Below are 2,633 nucleotides of genomic sequence, written 5' to 3' on the forward strand. Positions count from 1 at the left end.
GGTCCTCGAGGCCCGCCGGTTCCGCTCGCGGGAGAAGAACCGCCGGGACGCCCGGGAGCGCCTCCTCGCCCTGATCCGGAGGGCCGCAGAGCCGGAGCGCCCGCGGAAGAAAACCCGGCCCACGCGCCAGTCCCGGGAGCGCAGGCTCACGGCCAAGCTCCGCCGGAGTCAGACCAAGACGGGAAGAGGCCGCGTCCGCCCCCCCGATCCGGAGTAGGACTCCACGACACCCTGCAGCGAAGGGGGATTCCCGGGGAACAATGGCCGATATCCGGCAGGAACGGACTCCCGGGGACGGTGACCGGAACACACCGGGCGACCCGGGCGCCCGGAAGAAAAGGGGGCCGCCATGACGCAGAAGAACAACGCCGCGACGCAGGGGAACAACCAGAAGGGTCTCTACCGGAACGCCGTCAGCTTCTTCGGCGCCTACGTCTCCATCATCAGCATCCTGCTGACCCTCTTCTCCCTGCTGCTCCAGATCAGCTTCAAGCGCCACAGCCCCTACATCGGGATCTTCTCCTACCTGGTCTTCCCGGCCTTCTTCACGTTCGGGGCGGCGCTGTTCCTCTACGGGATGCGGCGGGAAAGCCTGCGCCGTCGGCGGCTCGGCGTGGACGAGGCCCTCCCCTACCCCCTGCTCGACCTGAACAACCCCGGCACCCGGAAGAAGTTCGGCTACGCGGTCCTGGGCTCCTCGTTCCTGGCGATCCTGCTGGCCTTCGTCTCCTACCACGCCTTCCTCTACACGGAAACCGTTTCCTTCTGCGGCCAGCTCTGCCACAAGGTGATGGAGCCGGAGTTCGCGGCCTACCAGGGCTCGCCCCACTCCCGGGTCTCCTGCGTGGAGTGCCACGTCGGATCGGGCGCCTCCTGGTACGTGAAGTCGAAGATCTCCGGCGCGCGGCAGGTCCTCGCGGTGGTGACCGGATCCTACCCGAGGCCGATCCCGACCCCGATCGAGAACCTGCGTCCCGCCCGGGAGACCTGCGAGGAGTGCCACTGGCCGGCGAAGTTCTTCGGGACCCAGCTCCTGCAGATCCCCCACTTCCGGTACGACGAGCGGAACACCCCGGAGCAGATCAGCCTCGGGGTCAAGACCGGGGGGGGAAGCGGAAAGATCGGGGAAAACGCCGGCATCCACTGGCACATGATCACGGAAAACCGCGTCGAGTATGTCGCGTCGGACCGCCAGCTGCAGACGATCCCCTGGTTCCGGGCGACCCGGTCAGACGGGACGGAGGACGAATACGTCAGCCGGGACTACACCGGGGATCCGAAGGAACTCGCCACACTCCCGAAAAAAGAGATGGACTGCATGGACTGCCACAACCGCCCCACCCACATCTACGAACCCCCCGAGGCGGCGGTCGACAAGGCGATGGCCTCCCATCTCATCTCGAGGACCCTTCCCTGGGTGAAGAAGACGGTCGTGGACGCCCTCGTCGTGGAGTACCCGACCCGGGAAAAGGCGCACGAAGGACTGCGGAGCACCATCGCGACCTTCTACCGGGACCGATATCCGGCCGTCTACCAGGCCCGGAAGGCGGACGTGGAGAAGGCGATCGAGACGGCGATCACCCTCTACGACCGCAGCGTCTTCCCGGACATGAAGGTGAACTGGAAGACCTACCCGTCGAACATCGGCCACCGGAACTGGCCTGGCTGCTTCCGGTGCCACGACGAAAAGCATGTCACCAGGACCGGGAAGGTCCTGACCATGGAGTGCTCGGTCTGCCACACCATGCCGGAGCGCGGCCCCATCACCCCCCTCGGCTCGATGATGCCCGGGCCGAAGATGAAGTGGCACCCGATGGAGCTGGAAGGGAAGCATGCCCGGATCCTGTGCAGCGACTGCCACGCCGCGGGATACCGCCCCCCCGACAACTGCGCGGAATGCCACAAGATCGACGTCAAGGCGCCGATGATGTCGATGGAGTGTGCCGACTGCCACCGGAAGAAGATCGAGGCGCAGCCGGTCGTCGCCTGCGGCGACTGCCACGGGAAGCCGAAAGGGCTCCACCGGAAGGGGGAGCACCCCGACCTCTCCTGCACGGAGTGCCACCGGCCTCATGCGTGGACGGTCGCGGGACGCGACGACTGCCTCGCCTGCCACAACGACAAGAAGGAGCACAACCTGTCCGGCGGGGCGTGCGCCGGCTGTCACGCCTTCAGGTAGAGGAGGGAAGCCCCGCCAGCCGCTCGATGATCGGGGGGATCAGGGAGGTGGCCAGCTGCGTGTGGGAGCCGCCCCCCAGGACCACGGCGAGCTTCCCGCCGCAGACCTCCTCCGACAGCTCCACCATCCGCGAGGCGATCCGCCAGAAGCAGGGCCCGGTCAGTCCGATGTCGCCGTAGTCCCCCTGGTGGGTGTCGAACCCGAAGTACCAGAAGAGCAGGTCGGGGCGGAACTCGCGCAGCCGGCGGGGGAACTGCTCCTCCACCAGGTCGAAGTAGAGGTCGTTCATCGACGCTCCCGGCGATCTCCGTCCCCGGGGAGAGGAATAGGCCAGGTCGACCTTCGTCCCGTCGGGGGACTCGTAGTGTCCCCCGCAGACGCAGACGTGCAGGATGTCGGGATCGGCGGAGAAGAGATCGCGGGTCCCGTCCCCGTGGTGGGCGTCGGTGTCCAG

2 protein-coding genes and 1 pseudogene (1 of these 3 only partly in view) are annotated in these 2,633 nt (G+C 67.2%); 2 read left to right on the top strand and 1 reads right to left on the bottom strand.

Translation table 11 applies throughout. The features are described from left to right. Window positions 1-217: the 3' portion of a hypothetical protein gene (locus A2X88_05415; GenBank protein OGP33334.1), read on the top strand. 212 nt of this gene lie to the left of the window's left edge; the window shows 217 of its 429 coding nt (coding positions 213-429); its start codon lies off the left edge, out of view; its stop codon occupies window positions 215-217. Between the two features lie 132 nt (window positions 218-349). Then, on the top strand, window positions 350-2,179 hold the full coding sequence (locus A2X88_05420) for a hypothetical protein (protein OGP33335.1): 1,830 nt from the start codon (window positions 350-352) through the stop codon (window positions 2,177-2,179). On the opposite strand, the pseudogene A2X88_05425 reads toward A2X88_05420, so the two are convergent. Further along, window positions 2,172-2,633, bottom strand: a pseudogene (locus tag A2X88_05425) (hypothetical protein). The gene A2X88_05420 and the pseudogene A2X88_05425 overlap by 8 nt on opposite strands.

The sequence above is a fragment of the Deltaproteobacteria bacterium GWC2_65_14 genome, assembly GCA_001797615.1.
Taxonomy (GTDB): Bacteria; Desulfobacterota; Deferrimicrobia; order Deferrimicrobiales; family Deferrimicrobiaceae; genus GWC2-65-14.

Excerpts from the sequence above, each read along its gene's own strand:
- A2X88_05420 (OGP33335.1), top strand. The coding sequence starts at position 350 with ATGACGCAGAAGAACAACGCCGCGACGCAGGGGAACAACCAGAAGGGT.